This is a genomic window from Ensifer sp. ENS02, assembly GCF_014851885.1.
Lineage (GTDB): Bacteria > Pseudomonadota > Alphaproteobacteria > Rhizobiales > Rhizobiaceae > Ensifer > Ensifer adhaerens.
This window is the reverse complement of record NZ_JACVAO010000009.1, coordinates 297,264-321,798: the sequence shown is the minus strand read 5'-3', so window position 1 is coordinate 321,798 and position 24,535 is coordinate 297,264. Positions and strand designations below refer to the sequence as shown.

Here is a 24,535-nt window from a genome sequence, read left to right as displayed (position 1 = left end):
AGCCTCGCCACTGAAAGTGGCGAGGCTCTTTCCATTTAAGGCGACCTGAAATCCAGATCGCTTATTCGTGGATCGTGTATTCGCCGAGTTCGCAGAGATCCTGCGTGTCCTCGGTCGTATCGAGGGCCGAGCCTTCCTCGAACTCGAATCGCATGTCGTATTTGCAGACGTCCCGCCCGTCGGCAATGGTGATCTCCATGCTCTCGCCGGGGTTCAGGACCTGCCGACCGAAAACATCGTCTTCCCATTCATTGACGCCGACCGGCGACGTATAGAAATTCGTCAGTACCGCGCCGGTGTTGTTCTTCAGCTGGAAAACCAGGTCGTCCGCGCGCGCCTCAATAGCGGTCGCAGCAAAACACGCCAACGCCGTCAGGATCAGTCTCTTTTTCATTGATGCCATTGCCTCCGTTCTTAATGTTGACGGACGCTACCGATGCGGTTGATCTCAGCGGAGTCATCGTTCCCCCTCTACCGAATTCACCGAAGCGATAAGATCCGACGGAGGCATAGGAGACGTGGCTTGCGCGGACGTGGGGTCGCGAATATTACCGCGCTGCCCTAAGGCAGAACGTCAAACCAAACTTAACGAGGTGAGATTTTTGGAGGCCTCGCCCGGAATTGAACCGGGGTACAAGGATTTGCAGTCCTCTGCGTCACCACTCCGCCACGAGGCCTCACAGCTCGGATAACCAAGCGTTGGCGCGGATTTAGAATGATTGCAGAAAAACCGCAAGAGGCATTTTCTGAAAAACGCGCCGTCGATTTGCAGGACGGATACTTTCCACAGAACGATCGACGATGTCCGCCGATCGTCTCCCAGCTGATCTCAGCACCAGGGCGTCGGGCGCCCTTCCCACGGCCGCACGAGCCCCTCGGAAACGAGTACACGTCCAAGAGATTGGTCACCGCGGGTGACCAGGCGCAGTTTCTCGCCGGCCTTGGCATCTGATCGCCCTCCCGCCGAGATCAGCCTGAAGTCGCCTGCATTCAGCAATTCGCGCAGGCGCTGCTTGGCGTAGAAGCCGCGCGAACGCTCCTTGTCGCAGCTTGCCTGGCGGATTCGCGGCGCATCGACATCGGCGACGTGGATCGTCTCGCCATGGAAGACGAAGGTCGCGCCATCGATCACGCAGTTGTCGTTGCGAATGCCGCAAAAATAGAACTGATCGGTACGGATGGATGCCGTCTTCACCTCTTCATTCGGCCGCACGAGAGGGGTTGGCGGCGTGACGCCGACATTCACCGACGGCACCGGGGCGGCCAGGGCAACCTTCGTCGCCGGGTTGGGCTTCGGATTCGGTTTGTGCCTATCCGCCTGCTGGGCAACGCGCTCCTGCGCTTCAGGAACCGCGCGCTGAGGCTTCGGCTTCGTTTCCGATCGCGATGCAAAGGCCATGACATCGGAAACCACCGGCCAGTGCCGCAACTCGGCGCGATGGTCGTAGACCATGACGCCGCCAAGGGTGAGCGCTGCGGCCAGATACCACGGCGCCATGCCGCCCTGTTTGCTGGTGCTTCGGCCCGAACTGCGGCGTCGACGTTTCGTAGTGGCTTTGGCCATCGGTTCCCATCCTGATTCGAGACCGCATTATGCGTTTGATGGGTTGCCGAAAAGTTTTCGAGGGCACCCCAACAGAGGGGAAGACCGCGAGGAACCGGTCATTCGCCTGCGCGGCCACGGCCCTTGTTGAGAGATTCGGAATTGGTACGTGACGGCCGCGAGGAACCGAAAACTGCCGACCGCCCTGCCTCGACAACAAGATCGTTAAATCGGCGTCCGGCTCAGGAGCCGTTCGAGGAGTTGGCCTTCCCGCGCCAGCGCGCCCACCAGACGGCCAGACGACGACGGCGGCGGCGAACCGAGGGAATGTCGTGGGAAAGCACGATCAGGCCCAACGGTATCATCCAGAAGCCCAGCACGGGCAAGAAACCGAGAAAACCACAAAACACCAGCAGCGAACCCAGCAGGATGCGCAGCAGGGGCGAGTCGGGCAACGCGATACGCCATTTTCCCAGCACGATCTGTCGTGTTTGCGGATCAATGCCGAAATGCGTCTGCTTCCTGTTTTTATTCATCATTCCCTATCCGGCGTGTTTTCCCACAATTGGGGACTTCTCCACAGCCTCGCAACGGAACTTGTCATTTTTTTTGAAAAAAGCGCTTGGCAAATCAGAAAAGCATGCGTATTAGCAGCCTCACTTCTGAAGCGCACAGCACAACAGCGGCGCGGATGATCCCTGGTAGCTCAGCGGTAGAGCATTCGACTGTTAATCGACAGGTCGCCGGTTCGAATCCGGCCCGGGGAGCCACTTTCTAAAAGAGCCATTTGCAGCGATGCGAATGGCTCTTTTTCATTTTGCACCTATGTTCTTCAGGTGATCAATCCCCAACCTCCCGATGGTTCTTCATGACAAAGGCCGCGGCGCCGCCCATCATCGTCTGGTTCCGCAAGGATCTCCGCCTGGCCGACAATCGCGCCCTCTCGGCTGCCGCAGGCGAGGCAGCCGTCATTCCCCTCTATATTCGCGAACCCGCCGACAGCGGCAACGGTCCGCTCGGGGCAGCGCAGGCGTGGTGGCTGCACCATTCGCTCGAGGCCTTGGGCGCAAGTCTCGCGCGGCAAGCTTCTCGCCTCGTTCTTCGATCAGGCGCGCCGCTTGACGTGATTGTCGAGATTGCGCGCGCAAGCGGTGCGGAGCGCATCTACTGGAACCGGCGCTACGACCCGAACGGCATCGCCACGGATACCGCGCTCAAGAAGGCGCTGGCCGAGCGGGGAATCATCGCGGAGAGCTTTGCAGGACAATTGCTGCATGAGCCCATGCGGCTGCTGACGACGACGGGCGGCCCCTACCGCGTGTTCACGCCGTTCTGGCGCGCGCTCGAACTAAAAAACGAGCTGGCACCGCCGATCGACCGGCCGCACCATATCGCAGCCCCTGGAGCATGGCCGCGATCGGAACGCCTTGACGACTGGTCGCTGCTGCCGACGAAACCGGACTGGGCGGCGACATTCAGCGAGGTCTGGACGCCGGGCGAAGACGGTGCGGCCACCCGTCTCGAAGAATTCGTCGATGAGAAGCTCGACGCCTACAAACGCTGCCGCGACATTCCCGACGCGGATGGTACATCCCTGTTGTCGCCTCATCTCGCCTTTGGCGAAATTTCGCCTGCGCAGGCCTGGCATGCGGCAGCTGGGCCCCAGGCCGATAGCGGCGAAGGGGCGGCCACCTTCCGCAAGGAACTCGCCTGGCGCGAATTCTCCTATCATCTGCTGTTTCATTATCCGGAGCTTGGCCGCCGCAACCTCGACCGTCGATTCGACCGCTTCCATTGGCTGAACGACGAGGACGATTTCACCCGCTGGACCAGCGGGCTCACCGGATACCCGATCGTCGATGCCGGCATGCGCCAGCTATGGCGCCACGGCTACATGCACAATCGCGTTCGCATGATTGTCGCCTCCTTTCTCATCAAGGACCTGCTCGTCGACTGGCGCAAGGGAGAAGCCTGGTTCCGTGACACGCTGGTCGACGCGGATCCGGCCAACAATGCCGCAAGCTGGCAATGGGTCGCCGGATCGGGCGCGGACGCCGCACCGTTCTTCCGCATCTTCAACCCGGTCCTGCAAGGGGAGAAATTCGATCCCGACGGTCTCTATGTGAAGCGCTTCGTGCCAGAGCTGGAGCGCCTCCACCCGCGCTATGTCCATCGCCCCTTTGCAGCGCCCGCCACGGCCCTTGCCGAAGCCGGCATCGAACTCGGCACAACCTACCCGAATCCGATCATCGATCATGCCCTTGCCCGCGATCGGGCACTGGCAGCCTTCCGGCAGATCACAAGCGCACCGGGAGTTTCCGAGGAGACGTAGAGCCTCCGGTAGAATTCCTCAGTTGGCGTCTCGCCCGATTGCGGCTAGGCTCACGTTACGGATGCAACAGCTGAGGGGGTGGTGTATGCGTAACCTGGAAGCCGATTTTGCTGCATATGCCGGTGCGGTGGAGCTATCTTCCGAAAATCTGGCGACGGCCGTGCGGGATTTTCCGCTCAAGGCGCGCATGGTGCTTGGCGCCCTGGTGCACCTTCAAGTGGGAACGTTGATGCTCGCCACGCCAGACGGCCGCAGGCTGGTGATCAAAGGCGCCAGGGCCGGCCCCAGCGCCATCCTCAACCTCAACAACTGGAACCTGCCGCAGCGTGCTATCTCGGGCGGCACCATCGGGGCTGCAGAAAGCTACATCGACGGCGACTGGGACAGTCCCGATGTCGGCGCCTTTCTCGAACTGTTCCTCGTCAACGCCGAAATCGGCAGGAATTTTCCAAACCGTGCGCGCGGGCTCCTGCGCCTTTTCGACAAGTTCCTGCACTGGCGCAATGCCAACACCCACTCCGGCGCGCGCCGCAACATCTCGGCCCATTACGACCTCGGCAACGCCTTCTACAGCGAATGGCTGGATCCGAGCATGACCTATTCGTCTGCGCTTTATGCAACGGGCGCCAATGATCTTCGCTCAGCGCAGAAAGCCAAATACCGCGCGCTCGCGGAAGCGACGAACCTGCGCACCGGCGATCATGTGCTTGAGATCGGCTGCGGCTGGGGCGGCTTTGCCGAATTTGCGGCAACGGAAATCGGCTGCAAGGTCACCGGGCTGACGATCAGCCGCGAGCAACTGGCCTTCGCACGCGAACGCATGCAGCGTGCGGGCCTTGCCGACCGGGTCGAATTGAAGTTCCAGGACTATCGTGAAGAAAGGGGCACCTATGACCGCATCGTCTCGATCGAGATGTTCGAGGCCGTCGGCGAAAAATTCTGGGCAACCTATTTCTCGCAGCTGAAGCGGTGCCTGAAACCCGGGGGCAAGGCCGGACTGCAGATCATCACGATCAAACCCGAATCCTACGAGGAGTATCGTTCCAATCCGGATTTCATCCAGAAATACGTCTTCCCGGGCGGCATGCTGCCAACGCGCGAGCATCTGGTCGAGCTTGGCCGCAATGTCGGCCTGCGGATGATCAACGACTTCGGCTTTGGCGTCGACTATGCCCGCACACTCGGCGAATGGCGGGAGCGGTTCTGGGCGGTCTGGAACAGGATCGAGCCGCTCGGCTTCGACCTGCGCTTCAAGCGGCTGTGGGAGTTCTACTTCTACTACTGCGAGGCCGGGTTCCGTGCCCGCAACATCGACGTCCGGCAGATCGTCTTCGAGTGAAGCGCACGGCGCGTCTTTACCGCGTCACCCGTAGCGCTTAAGAGGCGGTCGATCCAAGTTTCTGTTCAAAGGTACAGCATGCGTCTTGCATGGTTTTTCCTCGCGCTCGCCATCGCGACCGAAGTGGTGGGCCTGACGGTGATGAAGGCCGCTTCCGAAAGCGGCTCCTATCTCGGCCACATCGTCATGTATGTCTCGATCGCACTCTCCTACGTCTTCCTGGCAAAGGCGGTGAAGACGATATCGGTCGGCGTCGCCTATGCGATCTGGGAAGGTTCGGGCGTCGCCATCATCACCCTGGTTTCGGTTTTCGTCTTCGGCCATGTGCTGACCGGACGCGAAATGCTCGGGCTTTCGATGGCGATCGTCGGCATCCTGCTCGTCAATGCCGGCGAGTATCATGATGAGGACGAGGCAGCGCGTGAAGGAGCCGCCGATGAGCGCGCCTAGCATCTACTTCGTTCTCGCGGTCGTGGCCGGCATCCTCGATATTGCGGCCAACCTCGCCTCGACGAAATCGGAAGGGTTCGCCCGCCGCGGCTGGGGCATCCTTTCGATTCTGCTGGTGCTCGCCGCCTTTGCCTTCCTGGCGGAAGCCATCAAGGGCATGGAGCTCGCCATCGCCTATGCCGTACTTGGCGCAACCGGGATCTTCGGGACGGCCATCTGCGGCCGCTTCCTGTTCGGTCAGAAGCTGAAGCCGATCGGCTGGGTCGGACTGGCGCTCATCTTCGGCGCGGTGCTGGTGCTTCACACCGCCTGACGGGGACGGCCGCCGGGTCCGGCGCGCTTCTGTCCTTCCATGGCCTCCGCCTTGCCGCGGGTCAGCCAGTTCAGCAGGCGGAAATAGAGGCTGTAGGGCAGCAGGTCCATGAGCTTCACCGCGTAGGCAAACCGGCGTGGGAAGGCAATTTCGAACCTTCGCGACTTCAGGCCGGCAACGATGCGCCTTGCCGCCTCTTCACTGTTCACCGGCGCCGGTCGGAGAAAGCGAATGCGCGCGGTCCCGGGCGTATCGACGAAGCCGGGGCTGATGATCTGCAGCCGGACGCCGAGCCGGTCGAGATCGAACTTCAGGCTTTCCGCCATATTGATCAGCGCGGCCTTGGTGGCGCCATAGGCGGCACTGGTCGGCAGTCCGCCGTAGCCGGCTACCGACGAGACAATGGCGATGTGTCCGTACCCCTGCGTCTTCATGTGGTCCACCGCCGGCAAGAGACAGTTGACGACGCCGTTGAGGTTGACGGCAAAGCTCTTCTCGAAGGCCTCGCGGTGAAGCTCGTCTCCGCGCACCGGCAGCGCGACCCCGGCGTTCAGCACCACGAGCGAAAGGTGCCCGTGATCATATTCGATCGCCGCCATCACCCGCTCCATGTCGGCAGGGTCGGTGACATCGCCGTCGAGCACGGTGATCCGCCCTTCGCTTGCTGCTTCATGCTGCAGGTCCACGAGCCTGTCGTGGTTTCTCGCCGTCACGACGACGGAATAGCCTTCCCGCACCAGCGCGAGCGCCAGTGCCCGCCCGGTTCCCGAGCTTGCGCCCGTCACCCAAGCCAGTTTCTGTTCCGATTTCGTAGATTGAATACTCATCACTCACTCCTCGGCACGCGCCGGGAAACACGTACGCATCTCCTTCTGTGGGCGAAAAATGACTTGCCCGGCCCTTCTTCGCGGCAGCGCTCCTTGCCGCCGGCTCTCGCAGTCCCTGGAGACGATTTTTGTTCGGGACAGAGCGACGGCGAAACGCTATTTCTTGCCTGAAGTGCAGGCTGAGCCGAAAACACGCCAACATTTCGGCGGTCCCGGAACGTTGTCGATATTCGCTGGCCGCCGTTCGCTTTTACCTGGTACGTGCCGCCTTACCGCGGTGCCTGTCCTCAAACACGAGGTTCTGAAAATGGCCATTCTCCCGTCCGTGCTCGAAGCAATCGGAAACACGCCTCTGATCCGGCTGAAATCCGTATCCGACGCGACAGGCTGCACGATCCTCGGCAAGGCCGAGTTTCTGAACCCCGGACAATCGGTGAAGGACCGCGCGGCGCTCTGGATCATTCGCCATGCGGAGCGCACCGGCCAGTTGCGGCCGGGCGGTGTCATCGTCGAAGGCACGGCCGGCAATACCGGCATCGGCCTGGCGCTGGTCGGCCAGGCGCTCGGCTACCGCACCGTCATCGTCATTCCGGAAACCCAGAGCCAGGAAAAGAAGGACGCCCTGCGGCTGCTCGGCGCCGAGCTGGTCGAAGTGCCGGCCGTTCCCTACAAGAACCCCAACAACTACGTGAAGATCTCCGGCCGCCTCGCCGAGCAACTGGCCAAGACCGAGCCAAACGGGGCGATCTGGGCCAACCAGTTCGACAACGTCGCCAACCGCGACGCCCATGTGGAGTCCACGGCGCCCGAGATCTGGCGCGACACGGACGGCAAGGTCGACGGCTTCATCTGCGCCGTCGGCTCCGGCGGGACGCTGGCCGGCGTCGCCCAGGGCCTCAGAGCGAAAAACCCCGCGGTCAAGATCGGCCTGGCGGACCCGCAAGGGGCGGCCCTCTACAATTTCTACGCCAATGGCGAACTGAAATCCGAAGGAAGCTCGATCACCGAGGGCATCGGCCAGGGCCGAATCACCGCCAATCTGGAAGGCTTCACACCCGACTTCTCGTACCAGATTCCCGATTCGGAAGCCGTGCCCTACGTCTTCGACCTGATTGAACGGGAAGGTATTTGCGTGGGTGGCTCGACGGGCATCAACATCGCCGGGGCCGTGCGGCTCGCCAAGGACCTCGGGCCGGGACATACGATCGTGACGATCCTGTGCGACTATGGTAACCGCTATCAGTCGAAGCTCTTCAACCCGGACTTCCTCGCCTCCAAGGGGCTGCCGGTGCCGACGTGGTTGAAGACGGCTTCCAACATTGCAGTGCCATACGAATCAGTTGGATAGGAATGCGATGACCAGGACCGTGACTGCCCTCTTCCGTGACGACTTCTACCTCTCGACATGTGAGGCCAGCGTCACCGGAATCCTCGAAGATGGCGGGATCGAGCTTGATCAGACCTGCTTCTATGCCACCTCCGGCGGCCAGCCTGGCGATGCAGGCTTTCTGGAGCGCGCCGATGGCAGCCGCATCGACATCGCGGTCGCCCGCCATGGGGAGACCAAGGATATCATCATCCATGTGCCAGCCGAGGGCCAGCCGGCGCCCGAGATCGGCGAGAAGCTGGTTCTGCACATCGACTGGCCGCGCCGCTACCGGCTGATGCGCATGCACACGGCCTGCCATCTGCTTTCGGTCGTCTGCCCCTTCCCGATCACCGGAGCGTCGGTCGGCGAGGACGAGAGCCGTGTCGATTTCGACATGAACGAGACGATCGACCGGGACGAGGTCACAACAGCACTGATGAAGCTCGTCGACGAAAACCACCCCGTTTACGTCCAGTGGATCACCGATGACGAGCTGGCCGCCAACCCCGGCATCGTCAAGTCGAAGAATGTTCGCCCGCCGATCGGCCTTGGGCGCGTCAGCCTTGTCTGCATCGGCGAGAACTCGGCGGTCGACAGCCAGCCCTGCGGCGGTACGCATGTGTCGGAGACGCAGGAAGTCGGCGCCATCCACATCGCCAAGATCGAGAAAAAGGGTAAGGAGAACCGCCGGTTCCGTATCCGCTTCGGCAGCGCCGAAGACCGCGCATCAGTTTGAGTAAGGAGTTGCGATCGTGACCAACAACAAGAGCGCCTTTGTCGTTTCCGCCGATTGGCTGCAGGAGCGCCTCGGCGATCCCTCGATCCGGATCCTGGACGCCTCGTGGTACCTGCCGGCACAGAAGCGCAACCCGAAGGCGGAATACGACGCCGGCCACATTCCCGGTGCTGTCTTCTTCGACCAGGACGCCATTGCCGACCATACGAGCGGCCTGCCGCATACGCTGCCTTCGCCGGAAGCCTTTGCTGAAGCCGTCGGCACGCTTGGCGTCAGCGAGACGGATACGATCGTCGTCTATGACGGCCCGGGCATCATGACGGCGCCGCGCGTCTGGTGGGAACTGCGCATCATGGGTGCCAAGAATGTCTATGTGCTCGATGGCGGCATGGACGGCTGGAACCGGGAAGGCCGACCCGTCAGCACGGATGTCCCCTCGCCCAAGCCGGCCACGTTCAAGCCGAGCTTTACGCCCACCGCCGTTACCTCCTTGGCCGGAATGAAGCAGATCGTCGCCGACGGCGCGATCCAGATCGCCGATGCCCGTGGCGCCCCGCGTTTTTATGGCGAGGAAGCCGAGCCGCGTGCCGGCCTTCGTTCCGGTCACATGCCCGGCGCCCACAGCCTTCCTTCCGGCGTCTTTTCGGAAAACGGGAAGCTCAAGGATCTTGAGAGCCTCCGCCAGACCTTCGCAGCGGCCGGCGTCGATCTTTCGAAGCCCGTGGTCACGACCTGCGGATCGGGCGTAACTGCCGCCATCATCACCCTGGCGCTACAGTCGCTCGGCCACACCGACAACACGCTCTATGACGGATCCTGGTCGGAATGGGGTGGCCGCACCGACACCGCCGTCGTCACAGGTCGCGAGTGACGCCATGCGCCCTCCGAAGCTCGCCTCACTGACGGCGCACGTCACCGAACTCGAAATGACCGCTCCGCCGAAGCAGAGCCTGCCGATGCCGGTCAATATCCAGACGGCGATCCTGCGCGTCTCCGACATTCCGCTCGGCTACTATCGGTTTCTCTATCTGCGCGTCGGACGTCGCTGGCACTGGACCGAACGGCTGCGGATGAGCGACGAGGATCTGGCAGCACTGCTTGGCGACAAGCGGAGGAGCGTGACGGTTCTTTACGTCAACGGCGCGCCGGCCGGATTCTTCGAACTGCATCAGGGCGACGACGATGTGGTCGAACTTGTGCATTTCGGGCTGATGGAACACGCACTCGGCCTCGGGCTCGGCAAATGGTTCCTGCTGCAGACGCTGTTTGCCGCCTGGGCGCTGAATCCGAGCAAGCTGAAGGTGACCACCAACAACCTCGACCATCCCCGCGCGCTGCAGCTCTATCAGCAATTCGGCTTCTCGCCAGTCGCGACCCGCGAGGCCACGGTCGAGCCTTTGACCGATGCCGAGCTTCTGAGCCTGGTGAAAAACCTCTGACGAACACCATCCGGCAAGTTCCGGGTGTCCCGATGGCTGCGGCCGGTGCACTCTCCTGATCGAACAATTCAAGCCGATCAAGGAGATACACGATGTCGCTGCGCTATATTCCGATGTCTGACGCGGAAGCCCGCCGGATGAGAGAGGGCGGGCTTGACGCGTATGGCAATGCGCCGGAGCGACAGATCTCCGATGGCGACGGCGTACCGTGCCGTCATTGCCTGGATTATGTCGAAGCCGGCGCGCCCTATTTGGTTTTCGCGCTTCGACCGTTTTCCTCATTGCAGCCTTATGCGGAAACCGGCCCGGTGTTCATGCACGCCGAGGCGTGCCCGGCGCATGATGGCGAAACCCTGCCGCCGATCCTGAGCTCGCGTGACAGCTATCTCCTGCGCGGCTACGGCCCCGACGAACGGATCGTCTATGGGACCGGTGACGTAATCGCCAGGGAACAGCTTGAAACTCGAGCGAATGAACTGCTGGCACAATCCGACATTTCAGCCGTCCATGTGCGCTCGACCAAGTACAGCTGCTACCAGTGCCGGATCGTCACCGCCTGACGCCTTCGTGGCAACCGGCCCGGCATCGCTGCCGGGCCGCTGGATCAATTCCGTCAGGCGACGTTCAGCACCGCTTCCGGCGCATAGGCATCATAGCCGAGTGCTTCAGCGACGGGTGCGTTTGTGACGCGACCGCGGTGCACGTTGAGGCCGGCGCGCAGATGCCGGTCTTCGGCAATCGCTTTCAGGCCCTTGTCGGCGAGTTGCAGACCATAATGCAGTGTCGCGTTGTTGAGCGCATGCGCCGAGGTCACCGGCACGGCACCCGGCATGTTCGCAACGCAGTAATGCACGATGCCGTCGACTTCATAGGTCGGATCGGAATGGGTCGTGGCATGCGAGGTTTCGAAGCAGCCGCCCTGGTCGATGGCGACATCGACGATGACAGCCCCCTTCTTCATGCCGGTCAGCATTTCGCGGGTCACAAGCTTTGGTGCTGCTGCCCCCGGGATGAGCACGGCGCCGATGACAAGATCGGCTGAAAACACTTCCTCTTCCAGCGCGTCAATGGTCGAATAGCGCGTGTGCACGCGGCCGGCAAAGAGATCGTCGAGCTGGCGCAGACGCGGGATCGAGCGATCGATGATGCTGACGTCAGCGCCAAGACCCGCCGCCATGCGGGCGGCATGCAGGCCGACGACACCGCCGCCGATGACGGTCACCTTGGCCGGCAGCACGCCCGGCACGCCGCCGAGCAGGATGCCGCGGCCGCCATTGGCCTTTTGCAGCGAGGTCGCACCGGCCTGGATCGCCAAGCGCCCGGCAACTTCCGACATCGGCGCAAGCAGCGGAAGGCCGCCGCGATCGTCGGTGACGGTTTCATAGGCAATCGCCGTGACGCCGGAATTCAACAGGCCCTTGGTCTGTTCCGGATCGGGCGCAAGATGCAGATAGGTATAGAGAATTTGGCCTTCGCGCAGTTGCGCCCATTCGGAGGGCTGCGGCTCCTTGACCTTGACGATCATGTCCGACTTTTCGAACACGTCCTTCGCCGTCGCGACGATTTTCGCGCCAGCGGCACGGTACGCATCGTCGTCCGCGCCGATCCCTGCCCCGGCCTTGGTCTCCACGATTACCTCGTGGCCATGGGCAACATATTCACGCACCGAGCCGGGCGTCAAGCCGACACGATATTCATGGTTTTTGATTTCCTTCGGGCAACCGACACGCATCCTTGCGTTCCTCTCCTGTTGGGCTTTGCGCCGCTTTTGATGAGGCAATCAGCAAAACACGCCGACAATCGAATGTCCTTGCAAAGACGAAAGCCAGCGCGCATTGATTTCGAAGAATGTTGCGACAATGGGCGCAGGATTGAGGGAAATCACGAATGAGCGAACTTGATGCCATCGATCATGCGATTCTGCGCATTCTTCAGCAGAACGGCCGGATCTCGAATGCCGACCTCGCAGCGAAGGTCGGACTCTCTCCGTCCGCCTGTTCTCGGCGCGTCGACATCCTGGAAAAATCGGGAACGATCGCCGGCTATCATGCGCGGATCGCCCACAAGGCGCTCGACTACCAGATCATGGTCATCGTGCATATTTCGCTCTCGGGGCAGTTCGCAAAGACGCTCGCCGAATTCGAGGCAGCGGTAAAGCTCTGTCCGAACGTGCTTGTCTGCTACCTGATGTCGGGAGAATATGACTACATCCTGCGGGTCGCGGCCAAGGATCTGCAAGACTACGAACGCATTCACCGTGACTGGCTTTCGGCCTTGCCCCATGTGGTGAAGATCAATTCCAGCTTCTCGCTGCGCGAAATCATCGATCGGCCCAATGTCGGCATCTGAAAGCGGCCGAAAACCTATCGGCCGACGACGCAATTGCGGCCGCGTCCCTTGGCGGCGTAGAGCCTCAGATCGGCCTGCGCCAGTAAATCCTCGACAGAGACCCCATCGGTAGGCGTCGAAGAAAGCCCGATACTCGCCGTAACCGAGCGACCGTCCGGCGTCGCAATCTGATCTGAGATCGCAATCCGGATCTCCTCGGCGCGGCGCAGCGCATCGGCATGCATCATTGCCGGACACAGGATCACGAATTCCTCGCCGCCATAGCGAAACAGCCGGTCGACCGGGCGCAATTTCGACTTCACCGTTTCCACCAGACGCTGCAACACACGGTCCCCTTCCAGGTGGCCAAATCGATCGTTCACACCCTTGAAGTGGTCGACGTCGATGATCATCAGCGTCACGGCTGCGTTTTCGGCGCTCGCGGCGCGCAGCATTGCCGGTGCCTCGGCCTCGAACCGGCTGCGGTCGAGCGAGCCCGTCAGCGTGTCCTGCCCGGAGCGCGACAAGAGGTCCTCGTAGCGCTCACGGAAGGTCAGCGTGTTGAAGATGTCGCCAAGCGGCCGGTCCGACATGGCAAGCGACGGGTGGCGCGAGAGGTTAAGATAAAGGCCGACGGCAATGGCATAGAAGGGTGCTGCCAGCATTTTCGCCATCCAGCCGCCCCAGAAGACCTCGGCCGGGGCGCCGTTCCACCAGCGCAGCGCCGCATAGAAGGCGGCCTGATCGAAGGTGAGCACCACGAAACCGCAGATGAGGAAACGGGCGGTCACGAAGTGACGCAACCACCGCCCGAGGCGCTCGTAGAGCAGGATGATCATCAGCGCATCGAAGTAGAGGATCGTCGTTCCCCAGACCATCAGCCACCCCATCTCGTCGATGAAGGCGAGGTCGGCGGAGCGCTCCGCGACGATCGACACCGTATCGTGCTGCCGCAGCAGAAGGCTGAGCGCCACCGTCAGGAAATTGCCGGCGAGCAGGCCATAGATCGGCTGGCGCACCGTTGCTGCGTCCTCCTTCACATAGAGGAGGAGGATCATCATCAGCTTGCCGGAGAATAGCACGGCCGATCCGGGCGAAATCACGCCGAACGGCAGTTGCACATAAAAGACCGCGGCAAGATAGGTCTCGATGAAGTGCATGACGCCGAGGGCCGCGACAAAGACCCCGAGACCCAACCGGGCACGAAGGTGCAAAAGCCCGATCATCGCCGTGACGTAGACCAGCGCCTCGCCGACGAAGAGAAGAAGGTTGGCGTTTGGCATGTGCTTGAGAAAGTTCCGTTTCCTCAAGCACCGTTAACCAGGAAACTTGAAGAAAACTTTACCGGATGTCTGCTGTCGCTCGACCTTTCAGTGCGAAAATCTGCCGCTTTCGGAAACGTCGGCTTTCCGGCATAGTCGGCGCCCACCCACCGTCGTTCGCCTTCCGACGAACAAAACTCCCGATTGCATCCCGTTTCCATGAAGACCCGCATTCTTGATCAATGGAGGACCGCATGACATCGATGACTTCCCCGCTTAACCTCACGCGCCGCTCGCTTCTTGCGGGGGCCGCAGCGTCCTCGGCACTCGTCATGTTGCATCCATTCTCGGTTCGCGCTGCCGCTAACCAGGCGCATCTCAGGATCATGGAAACGACGGACCTGCACGTCCACGTCTTCCCCTACGACTATTACGGCGACAAGCCGAACGACACGGTCGGCCTTGCGCGCACCGCTTCCATCATCGACGCCATCCGCGCCGAAGCGACCAACTCCATCCTCGTGGATAACGGCGACTTCCTGCAGGGTAACCCGATGGGCGACTACATCGCCTATCAGCGTGGCATGAAGGACGGCGATCTCCACCCGATCGTCGCGGCCATGAACGTGCTCGGCTATGACTGTGGCACGCTCGGCAACCACGAATTCAACTATGGCCTGGACTTCATGTTCAAGGTGCTGAACGGGGCGAACTTCCCGCTCGTCTGCGCCAACCTGACGAAGGGAGCGCTTGCCGCCAATGCGCGGGAGGATGAGCTGTTCCTGAAGCCCTATGTCATCCTCGACCGCAAGGTGAAGGACGGTTCCGGCCAGGAGCATCAGATCCGCATCGGTCTCATCGGCTTCGTACCGCCGCAGATCATGACCTGGGACGCCAAGCACCTGGAGGGCAAGGCCGATGCCCGCGACATCGTCAAGGCGGCGGAAGCCTGGGTGCCGCAGATGCGCGAGGAAGGCGCCGACATCGTCGTGGCGCTCTCCCACTCCGGCATTGGCCAGGAAGCCTATGCGGAGAACCTCGAGAACGCATCCGTTCCGCTCGCCGCGATCGAAGGTATCGATGCGATCGTCACCGGACACAGCCATCTCGATTTTCCTGGGCCGAAGTTCGACGGCGTTGGCGGCGTCGACAACAAGAAGGGCCTGATCTCCGGCAAGCCCGGCGTCATGGGCGGCTTCTGGGGTTCGCATCTCGGCCTGATCGACCTCTTGATCGAGCGTGAGGGTGGCGCTTGGCGCGTCGTCAGCTCGACAAGCGAAGCGCGGCCAATCTATCGCCGCGTTGAAAAGAAAGTCGTGGCTGAAGTCGCCGATCGAAAAGACGTTCTGGCCGCCGCACAAAAGGACCACGAGGCGACGCTTGCCTATGTGCGCACGCCCGTCGGCAAGACCAGCGCGCCGCTCTATTCCTACTTCGCCCTGGTTGCCGACGACCCGTCGGTCCAGATCGTCAGCCAGGCGCAGACCTGGTACATCAAGGACATGCTGAAGGACACCGAGCACCGCGACCTGCCGGTGCTTTCGGCCGCGGCCCCCTTCAAGGCCGGCGGCCGCGGCGGCGCCGATTACTACACCGACGTTCCAGCCGGCGACATCGCGATCAAGAACGTCGCCGATCTCTACCTTTATCCGAACACGGTGCAGGCCGTGGTCATAACAGGCGAACAGGTGCGCAACTGGCTGGAAATGTCGGCCGGCATCTTCAACGAGGTCAAGCCGGGGGCTTCCGACGCGCCGCTGATCAACGGCGGCTTCCCGTCCTACAATTTCGACGTCATCGACGGGGTCACCTATCAGATCGACCTTTCCGTACCGCCGAAGTTCGACAAGGACGGCAACACGATCAACGCCGCATCGAACCGCATCAAGAACCTGCAGTTCAATGGACAAGCGATTGATCCGGCGCAGAAATTCGTCGTCGCCACCAACAACTACCGGGCCGGCGGCGGCGGCAACTTCCCCGACATCACCGCCGACAAGGTGGTGTTCGTGGCTCCCGACACCAACCGCGATGTGGTGGTGCGCTACATCATCGACCAGGGCACGATCAATCCGTCGGCCGACGCCAACTGGACCTTCGTTCCGCTCGCCGGGACGAGCGTGACATTCGACAGTGGACCGAAGGCACGGCAGTTCCTGGCACAGGTGAAGGGCGTGACGATCGAGGACGCTGGCGATGCCGCCGAGGGTTTTGCGCGCTTCCGCATCAAGCTCTGAGTCCCCAACCGATCAGTGTGGGCCGCCGCTTGCGGCCGCCCACACACTTGGCGCGCAGTCGATCAGCCAGCTGAACCGCCGACACAAGCCCACGGCACTCCTACTGCAAGACATGAGCTTCGACAGGCAAACTTATGTTTACATTAGATTATCTTGAAGAGACGAGCCGGCTCAGACCTGGCGCGACGAGGCGTCGTCGGAAAACAGCGACGGGCCGGTCTGGTCGATGATCTGGCGCCCCTTGCGCAGCGCCGCGTCGATCGCGTCCTGCTCGGACGTGAAGAGATCGGCACGGATGAAGCTGCGAACCTTGGCGCTGCCTTCGGCCGAGACCTTCTCGATATTACCCGCCAGACGGAACTGCGAGCCCTCGCGCATCGGCGTCGCACGGATGGTGCAATCGGCATAGGCCTCGGATTTCCCCGGTGCTGCCTGCGCCTGGTCTTCGGAGTTGCCGGAACGGCCGAACAATTTCGAGAAAAACGATGCCATGCCCAAGACTTAGACGCCGCGGCCAACACTGTCAAAGCCTAAGTGCCGATAATTGACCGCGACGCCCACTCCCGTCAGATGATGAGGTTGGAAAGGATCTCGTTCTCGGTAATGTCCTGGTAGCGCAGTCCCGCGGCGTCGAAGCGAGCCTTCAGCACCGGGAAATTCTCGGCATGTTTCGTCTCGATGCCGATCAGGATGGAACCGAAGTTGCGCGCTGACTTCTTCAGATATTCGAAGCGCGAGATGTCGTCCTCGTCGCCGAGCAGGTTGAGGAAGTCGCGGAGCGCGCCCGGCCGCTGCGCCATGCGCAGGATGAAGTACTTCTTGAGGCCGGCGTGGCGCATCGCCCGCTCCTTGACGTCAGGCAGGCGCTCGAAATCAAAGTTGCCGCCGGAAACGACCGCGACCACCGTCTTGCCCGCAAGCGTCTCCGGTCCTAGCGCTTCCAGCGCCGAGATCGAAAGAGCGCCAGCCGGCTCAAGCACGACGCCTTCGACATTCAGCATGTCGATGATCGTCTGGCAAATCGCGTTCTCCGATAGCAACATGACCTGGTCAGGCGAGAAACGCCGAAGTGCCGCAAAATTGAGGTCGCCGATGCGCCCAACCGCGGCACCGTCGACGAAGTTGTCGACCTGATCGAGGGTCACGACGCTGCCGGTTTCCAGGCTTTCGCGCAGGCTCGGCGCACCCGACGGCTCGCAGAAGATGAAGTGATCGGCTGCAACCTTATCCTTGAGGTAGCCGGTGACGCCGGCGGCAAGACCGCCACCGCCAACCGGCAGCACGACGAGATCCGGAACCACCTCTTCCGGCAGTTGCCAGGCAATTTCCGCCGCGACGCTTGCCTGTCCCTCGATGATGTCGGCGTGGTCGAAAGGCGGCACCATGACGCCACCGATCGCCTCCACGTGGTCGCGGGCAGCCTTGTAGCACTGGTCGAAGATATCGCCGACCAGCTTGATGGTGATGAACTCGCCGCCGAACATCCTGGTCTTGTCGATCTTCTGCTGCGGCGTCGTCACCGGCATGAACACGACACCCGGAACGCCGAAATGGCGGCAGACGAAGGCGAAGCCCTGGGCATGGTTGCCGGCCGAGGCGCAGACGAAGGTCTTACCCGAGGCGCCGGCACCGATCGCCTTGCGGAAGAAGTTGAAGGCGCCCCTGATCTTATAGGAGCGAACCGGCGAAAGATCCTCGCGCTTCAGATAAATATTCGCACCGTAGCGTGCGCTCAAATGCTCGTTGAGCTGCAGCGGCGTCGGCGGGAAGATCTCCCGCAAGGCTTCGGTTGCGGTTTCGACATCCTGCTTCATCACGTGCGGTCTTCCGTTGAGTTGGTCGCTGGCCGTCGCTATTGCACATCGCAACGCCCGAAGCCATGGCTTTGACTCGAATCGGGCCGACGTTGAAAATGACGCACTGACCGTTCCACCGGCACGGCCACACTGTTCTTCCGGGAAATAAACGCTTGAACGCAACCCTGATCCGGCATGCCGTGCACATTTCGGCGATCCTCGGCATATATCTTGCCTGCGCTATGTTGGTGCCGGCGATGGTCGATCTCTATTACGGCCATTCGGATTGGCAGATCTTTGCCGCTTCGGCGTTCATGGTCGGCGGCCTTTCGCTTGCGACCTTCATGGCGACGCGCATGGGCCCGCCGCCCTTCTCCAAGAAGTTCGGCTTTGTTCTCGTCAATATGCTGTGGGCCGTGTTCTCGGTTGTCGGCGCGATCCCGCTCTGGCTGTCATCGATGAAGCTCGATTTTGCCCAGGCACTGTTCGAATCCGTCTCGGCCATCACGACGACCGGTGCGACAGTGATCGTCGGTCTGGACGATGCGCCGCCCGGGCTCCTCCTCTGGCGGTCACTTTTGTGCTGGCTCGGCGGCATCGGCATCGTCGTGCTCGGCCTGTTCGTCATCCCCTATCTCAGGGTCGGCGGCATGTCGTTCTTCAAGATGGAATCCTCCGACACCGGCGACAAACCATTTGCCCGGCTCGCGAGCTTCAGCCGCGCTTTCCTCGCGATCTATGTCGTCATCACGCTTCTCTGCACGATCGGCTATTTCCTGACGGGCATGAACCGCTTCGATGCGATCAACCACGCGATGTCGACGGTGGCGACGGGTGGCTTTTCCACCCATGACGCATCCTTCGCCTATTTCGGCAGCATTCCGCTGCTCTGGACCGCCACCTTCTTCATGGCGCTCTGCAGCCTGCCCTTCTCGATCCTGATCGTGCTGGTCGCCCGTGGCAGGCTGGATGCGCTGCGCGACCCGCAGATCATCGTGTTCCTCGGCTATCTCTCGGCCTTCTCGATTGCCGTTGCCGTCTATCATCGGCTCGCCAATGGCGTGGAATTCCATCTGGCGCTGGCACACTCCTTCTTCAACATCACCTCTATCCTCTCGACCAGCGGCTATGCCAGCCAGGACTACAGCCTCTGGGGGCCCTTCGTCGTCATCGCAGCCTTCATCGCCACCTTCATGGGCGGTTGCTCCGGCTCGACCGCCGGTGGCATCAAGGCCTATCGCTTCATCGTGCTCTTCAATGCGATCCGGTCGGGTTTGAACAAGATCGTCTACCCCAATGCGATCTATGCGGTGCGCTATGGCGGCAACACCGTCGACGCGGACACGCAGCGCTCCATCTTCCTGTTCTTCATCACCTATATGCTGCTCTGGGTGCTCGGCAGTCTCGCCATGGGCGCGCTCGGCTACGATCTGGTCACCGCCACTTCGGCCGTCATTACCTGCCTTTCCAATGTCGGCCCGGGCCTTGGTCCGATCATCGGGCCGGCCGGCAACTTCTCGACGCTCGGCGATCCCGAACTCTATCTGCTGTCGCTGATGATGCTGCTCGGTCGTCTCGAAGTGCTGACCGTGCTGGTAATCCTGACGCCGGTCTTCTGGAAGCATTGACCATTCGCCTGGCGGCCCTATCGTCTTGACTCGGTGCAGCAGATGCCGAAAGTCGGTCGAAACCGGCGATGGGGGAACGTCATGGTGAAACATATACGTCGTCTGGCGATGCTGACCGCCGCCGTGACGCTTTCGGCTGGTCTCGCGGCCCATGCCGGCCCGCTTGCCGACGCGGCGGTGCAGGCCGAAAAGCTCGCGGCTTCCGGCGACGCGGCGAAAGCCCATGACCTGCTCCGCCAGGCGATGAGCGACTTTTCGCAAACGTTGCCGCTGGCGATCGGCAAGGCGGTTTTCGTGACCAAGGCGCCGACTGGCTACGCCATGTACGATCCGCGCGAGGGCGCAGTCTTCAAGGAGGGAGAGTCGCTGATCTCCTATATCGAGCCGATCGGCCTCACGTGGAAGGATTCGGCAACGAAAGGCCAACTCGAAAGCCACTTCACCGTGGATTTCGATATTCTCAATCCGAAGGGCGACGTGCTCGCCGGCCAGAAGGCGTTCGGCGATTTCACCTTCACAGGCCACCTCAGAAACCAGGAAATCTATTCGACGCTGACCATCGACGTTTCCGGCGCGCCTGCCGGCGACTATGTGCTGCGCTTCCACTTCAATGACGTCAACAGCGGCAAAAGCGCCAGCGTCGACCAACCCTTCAAGATTGCCGGACCGTAATATTATGCCCCATACTGTAACGACCGTCGGCTTCGATGCCGACGATACACTCTGGCAGAACGAGCAGTTCTTCCGGCTGACGGAAGCGCGCTTCGCCGAGCTTCTGAGGCCGCACACCGACACCGAACATCTCTCCGACCGGCTGCTTGCCGCAGAGAAGCGCAACCTTGGGCTCTACGGCTTCGGCATCAAGGGCTTCGTGCTCTCCATGGTCGAAACCGCCGTCGACGTCACCGATGGCAAGGTGCCCTCCTCCGTCATTGCCGAGATCCTCGCCGCTGGGCGCGACATGCTCGTGCACCCGGTCGAACCGCTGCCGCATGTCAAGGAAACCCTCGAGGCGCTTCACGGCCATTTTCGCCTTGTCATGATCACCAAGGGCGATCTCTTCGACCAGGAGCGCAAGCTCGCCGCCTCCGGCCTTGGCGACTACTTCAACGCCGTCGAGATCGTCAGCGACAAGACCGTCGCCACCTACGAGCGCATCTTCAAACGCCACGGCGACGGAGCGCTGAAAAGCATGATGGTCGGCAATTCGCTGAAGTCGGATATCGTGCCTGCACTCGGTGCCGGAAGCTGGGGTGTCTATGTCCCGCACGCGCTCACCTGGTCGTTCGAACACCACGATAAGCCGGAGGACCATCCGCGTTTTCGCGAGATTGCGGATCTCGGCGGGTTGGGCACGGTCCTTGAGCGCTTGACACTGAAGGCTTGACTGTCGTCCGCAAGCGCCAAGTCGACTGCAATTATAAGATGATCCGTATCGATGATACACGAGTCAGCTTATCGTCCCCATGGTGGCTTAGATGAGGGGAACCAATGTTGGCGCTTGTTTTCAGCGATATCGATGGTGGTGGTGGGCATGCTCATTGGTTGCTGCGGAAGGTTTCGGCTTTGAGCGTCTTTTCCTCGCGCCTCGCGGGTTTGGCGGTTCTGTTGTTTCCCGCACCCGCCATCCACTCGTTCGATTCGGGCTGGCCGTTTGTCGACGCGTTTATCGTCTACGGCCTTGGGGCACTGATTGCCGCGGCCGTCTTCTACTTCATGAAGACGAGAGAACAGCGCGCCTAAGCGCGTTGTCCACCCCGAACCCCCCGATCACCCTTGACTGTTTGACCTGAGTGTTTGATCTAGGCTGTATGCGGGCGTGGCGAAACTGGTAGACGCAAGGGACTTAAAATCCCTCGGCCTTGGCTGTGCGGGTTCGATCCCCGCCGCCCGCACCAGGCAATCGGTTTTCAAGGATCAACAGGATAGGCGCATCCGACGCTCTCAGGAGGGCGAGACGTTGCGCCGGCGAGACTGGCCGCTCAGTTGTTGTAGTAATAACAATCGCATTCCGCCTGGTAGGCGTCGTCGTGCCAGACGCGGACGGCGAGTTTCGTTGCGCATCCCTGGTTTTCCAGCCTGAGGCCGAGAAGCGAGACCGCTGCCGCCTTGGAATTGGGGGCGTCCACCTCGATTGCCGATCCGACCTGGTGGACACCCTGCCGCGGGGTCCAGGTGAAGATCTGAACGCTGTAGTGCATCGAATATCCTCCGTGGAGAGATGGTGTGCACGCAATACTAAACGCTGTGTGTTCGCAATGAGCCGGTCGCCTTGACCGTTTCAGCCGTCTTCGACGGTCGCTTCAGGCCGATCGCCGCCATCCGTGTGTTCGAAGTGCCAGTGGCCCTCTTCGTCCTGGAAGCTGATCTCCTCGTCGTCGCCGCCGACTTGCTGTTCGGCGGCGGCGGCCTTGGCGGCGGCAAGCGCCGTTTCGCGGTTGGGAAAGGGTTCCGAAAAGGCGTCGGCGGCCTTATAGGCCCATCCGCCGTCATGAGGAACGATGGTGTACGTAATTCGCGCCATACTTCCCTCCCGATAATCCGAAAGACGTTTCCGTCTTCGGCGGGCCGTTGCCGCACGGCCCTGCATTCCTCCTCGTCAAAGGCATACTCAATGCCGAACGCCGCGGATATTAGCACAAGTGTGGTAGGAATTGCCACATTCGCGAATCACCCGGAAAGGCTAGCCGCAAAACAAAAAGGCGGCCCCTTGCGGCGCCGCCTAAGCTCTTGAAACGATTGCGTCGAAATGATCAGGCCGAAAGCTTCGCAGCGATCTTGGCGACGTGTGCGCCCTGGAAGCGGGCCGCCTGGAGTTCGACCTCGGACGGCTGGCGTGAGCCGTCGGCATCGGTGATCGTCGAGGCGCCATAGGGCGAGCCGCCCTTGATTTCGTCGAGGCCCATCTGGCCCTGGAATGCGTAGGGAAGACCAGCGACGACCATGCCGTGATGCATCAGCGTCGGAATGAAGCCGAGGATCGTGGATTCCTGACCGCCATGCTGGGTGGCCGAGGACGTGAAGACCGAGCCGACCTTGCCGACCAGCTTGCCAGACGCCCACAGGCTGCCGGTCTGGTCGATGAAGTTGCGCATCTGCGAAGCAACGGTGCCGAAGCGCGTGCCGGCGCCGAAGATGATCGCGTCGTATTGGGCAAGCTCCTCGACATGGGCGATCGGCGCGGCCTGGTCGAGCTTGAAATGAGAGGCCTTGGCGATCTCGTCCGGCACCAGTTCCGGAACGCGCTTGACGTCGACTTCGGCGCCGGCAGACTTGGCGCCTTCGGCCACGGCGTAAGCCATGGTTTCGACGTGTCCGTATGCCGAATAGTAGAGAACGAGAACCTTGGCCATAATTGCTCCTTTGGATACAAGCGATCCCACTTGATCACTGCTGCGCGGAAGATTTATCAAAATGCAGCCGCATGCCAGGAGCCGTCCGGGAAACAGACTGTTCTCGCAATGTGAACAATAATAATTCACTGTTAAATGACTGACTAAACAAACAGGATCACCCGATGAGCAGCATAAAAGTCGTCACTGCCGCCATGGTCGCCATCGGCGACGAACTTCTGTCGGGGCGAACCAAGGACAAGAACATCGGTCACCTCGCCGACATGATGACCATGGTCGGCATCGACCTGAAGGAAGTGCGCATCGTCGCCGACGACGAGGCGGCGATCGTCGAGGCGATCAATGCGGTGCGCAGCCGCTACGATTACGTCTTCACATCCGGCGGCATCGGCCCGACGCATGACGACATCACGGCCGATGCCGTGTCTCGCGCCTTCGGCGTCGAATGCATCTACGAGCCCGAGGCGATGGCGCTGCTCGGAGCCATGTACGAACGCCGCAACATGGAGTTTACCGACGCGCGCAAGCGCATGGCGCGCATGCCATTCGGTGCACGCCATATCCCCAACCCGGTATCGACAGCGCCTGGTTTCGCCATCGGCAACGTGCATGTCATGGCCGGCGTGCCGCAGGTCTTCCAGGCCATGCTCGACGCGCTGCTGCCCGGCCTGAACGTCGGCTCGCCCCTCCTCTCCCGCACCGTACGCTCGCCCTTCGGCGAGGGCGATATCGGCAGCCCGCTGACCGAAGTGCAGAAGAACCATCCGGAGACGAGCATCGGCTCCTACCCGAAATTTGACGGCAAGACCTTCTCGACGGATATCGTCGTGCGGGCCCGCGATCCGGAAGCGCTTGCTGCAGCGGAGGCTGATGTCCAGGCGATGATCCAGGCAATCGCCGATGCGCGGGCAAAGGGATAGCGCGAAGCCCTTGCACTCAAGGCCTCAATGCCGTTATTGCATGTCGGCAAATCAGGATGACGCGTTCCCGCCTGCCCGATCTGCCGGACGCTTCGCCTTACCCTCGTTCAGACAAGCCGGAGCCCACCCATGTCGCTGCCCGATAAAGCCTTTCCCGTTTCCTGGGACCAGTTCCACCGCGATGCCCGGGCGCTTGCCTGGCGGCTGGCCGACAACGGCCAGGAATGGCGTGCCATGGTTTGCATCACCCGTGGCGGCCTGGTTCCGGCCGCGATCATTTCGCGCGAACTCAATATCCGGATGATCGAAACCGTCTGCGTCGCCTCCTACCATGACTACGACACGCAGGGGCAGATGAAAGTGCTGAAGGGCATCACGCCTGAAATCACCAAGGATGGCGGTGAAGGCGTGCTGATCGTCGACGACCTGACGGACACCGGCAAGACCGCGGCCGAAGTACGGGCAATGCTGCCGAAGGCGCATTTCGCTGCCGTCTACGCAAAGCCGAAGGGCCGGCCGCTCGTCGATACCTTCGTGACCGAAGTCAGCCAGGACACCTGGATCTATTTCCCCTGGGACTTGGGCTTCACCTACCAGGAGCCGATCGCCAAGGGCACGCGCGGCTGATAGCGCATCTGGGCGGACACCGCGAACGTCGCCTCT

The 24,535-nt window shown here is 61.6% G+C and carries 28 protein-coding genes and 3 tRNA genes; 19 read left to right on the top strand and 12 right to left on the bottom strand.

The features are described from left to right. Window positions 1–61: 61 nt before the first annotated feature. The 4 genes from IB262_RS21150 to IB262_RS21135 form a co-directional block, all read right to left on the bottom strand. The gene (locus IB262_RS21150) at window positions 62–394 is read right to left on the bottom strand and encodes a hypothetical protein (protein ID WP_112975399.1); all 333 of its coding nucleotides are present in this window, start codon (window positions 392–394) and stop codon (window positions 62–64) included. A 209-nt stretch (window positions 395–603) separates the two neighbouring features. Then, window positions 604–677 (bottom strand) — tRNA-Cys (locus IB262_RS21145). 152 nt (window positions 678–829) lie between these two features. Continuing rightward, window positions 830–1,564, bottom strand: a complete 735-nt coding sequence (locus IB262_RS21140; protein ID WP_246802679.1) for a thermonuclease family protein — start codon at window positions 1,562–1,564, stop codon at window positions 830–832. 221 nt (window positions 1,565–1,785) lie between these two features. Beyond that, a complete protein-coding gene (locus IB262_RS21135) occupies window positions 1,786–2,079 on the bottom strand; it encodes a hypothetical protein (protein WP_034791391.1) in 294 nt (97 codons plus the stop codon). A 159-nt stretch (window positions 2,080–2,238) separates the two neighbouring features. On the opposite strand from IB262_RS21135, the gene IB262_RS21130 reads away from it, so the two are divergent. The 5 genes from IB262_RS21130 to IB262_RS21110 all read left to right on the top strand — a co-directional run bounded on the left by IB262_RS21130 (window position 2,239) and on the right by IB262_RS21110 (window position 5,977). Further along, window positions 2,239–2,313: transfer RNA gene (locus tag IB262_RS21130), tRNA-Asn, on the top strand. A 98-nt stretch (window positions 2,314–2,411) separates the two neighbouring features. Beyond that, window positions 2,412–3,875 (top strand): deoxyribodipyrimidine photo-lyase, encoded by a 1,464-nt coding sequence (locus IB262_RS21125; RefSeq protein WP_112975401.1) that lies wholly within the window; start codon window positions 2,412–2,414, stop codon window positions 3,873–3,875. A gap of 85 nt (window positions 3,876–3,960) precedes the next feature. Beyond that, complete coding sequence (locus IB262_RS21120; RefSeq protein WP_112975402.1) at window positions 3,961–5,214, top strand: cyclopropane-fatty-acyl-phospholipid synthase family protein; 1,254 nt, start codon at window positions 3,961–3,963, stop codon at window positions 5,212–5,214. Between the two features lie 78 nt (window positions 5,215–5,292). Next, window positions 5,293–5,664 (top strand): SMR family transporter, encoded by a 372-nt coding sequence (locus IB262_RS21115; protein ID WP_060517105.1) that lies wholly within the window; start codon window positions 5,293–5,295, stop codon window positions 5,662–5,664. Further along, on the top strand, window positions 5,651–5,977 hold the full coding sequence (locus IB262_RS21110; protein WP_034791131.1) for an SMR family transporter: 327 nt from the start codon (window positions 5,651–5,653) through the stop codon (window positions 5,975–5,977). Before IB262_RS21115 ends, IB262_RS21110 begins: the two co-directional genes overlap by 14 nt. Here IB262_RS21110 and IB262_RS21105 read toward each other — a convergent pair. After that, window positions 5,965–6,807: an SDR family NAD(P)-dependent oxidoreductase gene (locus IB262_RS21105; RefSeq protein ID WP_051659213.1), complete on the bottom strand. Its 843-nt coding sequence runs from the start codon at window positions 6,805–6,807 to the stop codon at window positions 5,965–5,967. The genes IB262_RS21110 and IB262_RS21105 overlap by 13 nt on opposite strands. Before the next feature lie 304 nt (window positions 6,808–7,111). Here IB262_RS21105 and IB262_RS21100 point away from each other — a divergent pair, with 304 nt between their 5' ends. From IB262_RS21100 to IB262_RS21085, 5 genes are all read left to right on the top strand, one after another. After that, window positions 7,112–8,152: a cysteine synthase A gene (locus tag IB262_RS21100; protein WP_060517101.1), complete on the top strand. Its 1,041-nt coding sequence runs from the start codon at window positions 7,112–7,114 to the stop codon at window positions 8,150–8,152. Between the two features lie 7 nt (window positions 8,153–8,159). Beyond that, the gene (locus IB262_RS21095) at window positions 8,160–8,909 is read left to right on the top strand and encodes an alanyl-tRNA editing protein (protein WP_090295547.1); all 750 of its coding nucleotides are present in this window, start codon (window positions 8,160–8,162) and stop codon (window positions 8,907–8,909) included. A gap of 16 nt (window positions 8,910–8,925) precedes the next feature. Next, window positions 8,926–9,780: a 3-mercaptopyruvate sulfurtransferase gene (sseA, locus tag IB262_RS35975; protein WP_244546735.1), complete on the top strand. Its 855-nt coding sequence runs from the start codon at window positions 8,926–8,928 to the stop codon at window positions 9,778–9,780. A 4-nt stretch (window positions 9,781–9,784) separates the two neighbouring features. Beyond that, window positions 9,785–10,348 (top strand): GNAT family N-acetyltransferase, encoded by a 564-nt coding sequence (locus IB262_RS35970; RefSeq protein ID WP_034791121.1) that lies wholly within the window; start codon window positions 9,785–9,787, stop codon window positions 10,346–10,348. Between the two features lie 92 nt (window positions 10,349–10,440). Beyond that, a complete protein-coding gene (locus IB262_RS21085) occupies window positions 10,441–10,908 on the top strand; it encodes a DUF1203 domain-containing protein (RefSeq protein ID WP_090295550.1) in 468 nt (155 codons plus the stop codon). Window positions 10,909–10,961: 53 nt separating this feature from the next. Here IB262_RS21085 and ald read toward each other — a convergent pair whose 3' ends face one another. Next, on the bottom strand, window positions 10,962–12,080 hold the full coding sequence (ald, locus tag IB262_RS21080; RefSeq protein ID WP_034791117.1) for an alanine dehydrogenase: 1,119 nt from the start codon (window positions 12,078–12,080) through the stop codon (window positions 10,962–10,964). Window positions 12,081–12,235: 155 nt separating this feature from the next. Between ald and IB262_RS21075 the strand changes: the two genes are divergently transcribed. After that, window positions 12,236–12,697 (top strand): Lrp/AsnC family transcriptional regulator, encoded by a 462-nt coding sequence (locus IB262_RS21075; protein WP_034791115.1) that lies wholly within the window; start codon window positions 12,236–12,238, stop codon window positions 12,695–12,697. Window positions 12,698–12,711: 14 nt separating this feature from the next. Here IB262_RS21075 and IB262_RS21070 read toward each other — a convergent pair whose 3' ends face one another. Then, window positions 12,712–13,959: a GGDEF domain-containing protein gene (locus IB262_RS21070; protein ID WP_112975404.1), complete on the bottom strand. Its 1,248-nt coding sequence runs from the start codon at window positions 13,957–13,959 to the stop codon at window positions 12,712–12,714. Window positions 13,960–14,201: 242 nt separating this feature from the next. Between IB262_RS21070 and IB262_RS21065 the strand changes: the two genes are divergently transcribed. Beyond that, the gene (locus IB262_RS21065; protein ID WP_060606514.1) at window positions 14,202–16,175 is read left to right on the top strand and encodes a bifunctional 2',3'-cyclic-nucleotide 2'-phosphodiesterase/3'-nucleotidase; all 1,974 of its coding nucleotides are present in this window, start codon (window positions 14,202–14,204) and stop codon (window positions 16,173–16,175) included. 171 nt (window positions 16,176–16,346) lie between these two features. On the opposite strand, the gene IB262_RS21060 is transcribed toward IB262_RS21065, so the two are convergent. Together IB262_RS21060 and ilvA are read right to left on the bottom strand one after the other, a co-directional pair. Further along, window positions 16,347–16,667 carry an HlyU family transcriptional regulator gene (locus IB262_RS21060; RefSeq protein WP_112975405.1) on the bottom strand — a complete coding sequence of 107 codons (321 nt, stop codon included), beginning with the start codon at window positions 16,665–16,667 and terminating at the stop codon, window positions 16,347–16,349. A 74-nt stretch (window positions 16,668–16,741) separates the two neighbouring features. Further along, window positions 16,742–17,989, bottom strand: coding sequence for a threonine ammonia-lyase (gene ilvA, locus IB262_RS21055; RefSeq protein WP_034791101.1), 1,248 nt, complete (start codon window positions 17,987–17,989; stop codon window positions 16,742–16,744). Window positions 17,990–18,144: 155 nt separating this feature from the next. On the opposite strand from ilvA, the gene IB262_RS21050 reads away from it, so the two are divergent. The 5 genes from IB262_RS21050 (at window position 18,145) to IB262_RS21030 (ending at window position 21,497) form a co-directional block, all read left to right on the top strand. Then, window positions 18,145–19,599, top strand: a complete 1,455-nt coding sequence (locus IB262_RS21050) for a TrkH family potassium uptake protein (RefSeq protein ID WP_112975406.1) — start codon at window positions 18,145–18,147, stop codon at window positions 19,597–19,599. Between the two features lie 81 nt (window positions 19,600–19,680). Beyond that, window positions 19,681–20,271 carry a hypothetical protein gene (locus IB262_RS21045; RefSeq protein ID WP_034791097.1) on the top strand — a complete coding sequence of 197 codons (591 nt, stop codon included), beginning with the start codon at window positions 19,681–19,683 and terminating at the stop codon, window positions 20,269–20,271. Between the two features lie 4 nt (window positions 20,272–20,275). Next, window positions 20,276–20,986: an HAD family hydrolase gene (locus tag IB262_RS21040; RefSeq protein WP_210337648.1), complete on the top strand. Its 711-nt coding sequence runs from the start codon at window positions 20,276–20,278 to the stop codon at window positions 20,984–20,986. Between the two features lie 104 nt (window positions 20,987–21,090). Next, entirely contained in the window at window positions 21,091–21,342 is a 252-nt protein-coding gene (locus tag IB262_RS21035; protein ID WP_112975408.1) for a hypothetical protein, read from the top strand. A 70-nt stretch (window positions 21,343–21,412) separates the two neighbouring features. Further along, window positions 21,413–21,497: transfer RNA gene (locus tag IB262_RS21030), tRNA-Leu, on the top strand. 84 nt (window positions 21,498–21,581) lie between these two features. Here IB262_RS21030 and IB262_RS21025 read toward each other — a convergent pair. From IB262_RS21025 to wrbA, 3 genes are all read right to left on the bottom strand, one after another. Beyond that, complete coding sequence (locus IB262_RS21025) at window positions 21,582–21,800, bottom strand: hypothetical protein (protein ID WP_034791089.1); 219 nt, start codon at window positions 21,798–21,800, stop codon at window positions 21,582–21,584. Window positions 21,801–21,880: 80 nt separating this feature from the next. After that, the gene (locus tag IB262_RS21020; protein ID WP_034791085.1) at window positions 21,881–22,123 is read right to left on the bottom strand and encodes a DUF2188 domain-containing protein; all 243 of its coding nucleotides are present in this window, start codon (window positions 22,121–22,123) and stop codon (window positions 21,881–21,883) included. A gap of 229 nt (window positions 22,124–22,352) precedes the next feature. After that, entirely contained in the window at window positions 22,353–22,952 is a 600-nt protein-coding gene (gene wrbA / locus IB262_RS21015; protein WP_034791083.1) for an NAD(P)H:quinone oxidoreductase, read from the bottom strand. A 164-nt stretch (window positions 22,953–23,116) separates the two neighbouring features. Here wrbA and IB262_RS21010 point away from each other — a divergent pair, with 164 nt between their 5' ends. Together IB262_RS21010 and gpt are read left to right on the top strand one after the other, a co-directional pair. Then, window positions 23,117–23,872 carry a competence/damage-inducible protein A gene (locus tag IB262_RS21010; RefSeq protein WP_112975409.1) on the top strand — a complete coding sequence of 252 codons (756 nt, stop codon included), beginning with the start codon at window positions 23,117–23,119 and terminating at the stop codon, window positions 23,870–23,872. Between the two features lie 129 nt (window positions 23,873–24,001). Beyond that, on the top strand, window positions 24,002–24,499 hold the full coding sequence (gpt, locus tag IB262_RS21005) for a xanthine phosphoribosyltransferase (protein ID WP_034791068.1): 498 nt from the start codon (window positions 24,002–24,004) through the stop codon (window positions 24,497–24,499). Window positions 24,500–24,535 lie beyond the last annotated feature (36 nt).